Source organism: Pseudomonas akapageensis (genome assembly GCF_011355085.1).
Lineage (GTDB): Bacteria > Pseudomonadota > Gammaproteobacteria > Pseudomonadales > Pseudomonadaceae > Aquipseudomonas > Aquipseudomonas akapageensis.
This window is the reverse complement of record NZ_VXCP01000072.1, coordinates 1-1465: the sequence shown is the minus strand read 5'-3', so window position 1 is coordinate 1465 and position 1465 is coordinate 1. Positions and strand designations below refer to the sequence as shown.

Sequence of the window (1465 nt, the reverse complement as noted above, 5' to 3'; positions counted from 1 at the left end):
GGCAAGCTGAACTGGTCAAGTAATTCTGGACACCGGTTACGGTGCTTATGCCGCTTTTTGCTCCATGGCTATCGGTGACAGATAACCGTTGTAGCTGTGGAGCCTTGTGCGGTTGTAGTACATGAAGAAGCGCACGATATCGATTTGCGCTTCTTCTGTTGTGCCATAGCCTTTGCCAGGTACCCACTCCGATTTCAAGGATCCAAAGAAGCGCTCGGTAGGCGCATTGTCCCAACATTGCCCGCGGTGACTCATGCTCTGCAATATTCCGTACCGCGTCAGTTCGTTTTGAAATCGTCGGCTGGTGTATTGGCAGCCTTGATCAGAGTGAAACATCAGCCCAGGCTCCCGCTGCCGGAGATCGGCCGCCATACGCAGCGCTTTGCTGACCAGATTCGCGTCATTGACCAGGGAAAACGCCCAGCCAATTACGCGGCGTGCATACAAGTCGATCACAATTGCCAAATGAAACCAGCGTTTACCGACCATCAGGCTCGTGACGTCACCGCACCACACCTGATTTATTGCGCTGGGCGTAAAGTTACGCTCAAGCCGATTCGGCGCCACAAATGCCTCCACCCCTTTGGATCTGAATGGATGAGGTTGGCGCTGCTTGCTGACGATGCAGGCCTCCTTCATCAAGGCCGCAGCCAAGCTTCTACCCACCGATATATTCTCGGCCTTCAGACGTTTGGACATCATCCGCGAGCCCATGCTTTCACGGCTTTCAGCGTGTAGCTTGATCACCTGCGCCTTGAGTTCCTCCCGTCTGACCTGGGGCTGTGAGCGACGCTGAGCCCACTCATAAAAGCTGCTGCGTCTGACGCCAAACACACGACACAAAGTGGCAGTCGGAAACGACTCTCTCAGCTCCGCAATCATCGAAAACGAGCGGGATCCGACATCAAGAGAGCGGTAGCCTTTTTTAAGATCTCTGCCTCCAGCTCCATCTGCTTGATTTTGGCCTTCAACTCCTGGATCTGACGCTGATCCTCGGTAATCGCCTTGGTGCCTTTGACTGACTGTCCTTCGCGTTCCTTGCGAACCTGATCGACCCACCGTCGCAATGCAGTCGGTCCAATAGCCAAAGATGCGCACACCTCTGGAACCGGACAGTTATCATCGAGCACCATGCTGGCAGCACGCAGCTTGAACTCGCGGGAATAGACCTTTCTTTCGTTCATGGAACCTCCAAGTTGGCGAAATCATATCGCCCTTAAGAGGTGTCCGGAATTATTAGGCCAGTTCAAGCCAGCTCCCACAGGGTTCACTAAAGATCTCTGTGGGAGCTGCGGTGCGACGACTCGACTTGCCAGCGATCGGCCGCAAAGCGGCCGCTTATTCGTCATAACCCCTTGCGCCGCTCCGCCCGGGCCACGCGCTGCACTTCCTCACGCACCTCATCCAGCACTTCCTGCACATACAGAATGTGTCGACTGGACCCTTCCCGCGCCTCCCGTTGCCC

Annotated in this window: 2 protein-coding genes and 1 pseudogene; all 3 read right to left on the bottom strand. The window is 55.3% G+C overall.

All coding sequences use genetic code 11. The annotated features are described in order from the left end of the window. Positions 1-45 precede the first annotated feature (45 nt). Positions 46-882: an IS3 family transposase gene (locus tag F2S13_RS28920; protein ID WP_246238041.1), complete on the bottom strand. Its 837-nt coding sequence runs from the start codon at positions 880-882 to the stop codon at positions 46-48. Continuing rightward, positions 879-1184 carry a transposase gene (locus F2S13_RS29570; RefSeq protein WP_246238039.1) on the bottom strand — a complete coding sequence of 102 codons (306 nt, stop codon included), beginning with the start codon at positions 1182-1184 and terminating at the stop codon, positions 879-881. Before F2S13_RS29570 ends, F2S13_RS28920 begins: the two co-directional genes overlap by 4 nt. A gap of 161 nt (positions 1185-1345) precedes the next feature. Next, positions 1346-1465 (bottom strand): annotated as a pseudogene (locus F2S13_RS28915) (GntR family transcriptional regulator); the annotation flags it as partial.

Bases quoted from the DNA above. Each gene is read 5' to 3' on its own strand.
- F2S13_RS28920 (WP_246238041.1), bottom strand. From the start codon at position 882: ATGATTGCGGAGCTGAGAGAGTCGTTTCCGACTGCCACTTTGTGTCGT.
- F2S13_RS29570 (WP_246238039.1), bottom strand. From the start codon at position 1,184: ATGAACGAAAGAAAGGTCTATTCCCGCGAGTTCAAGCTGCGTGCTGCC.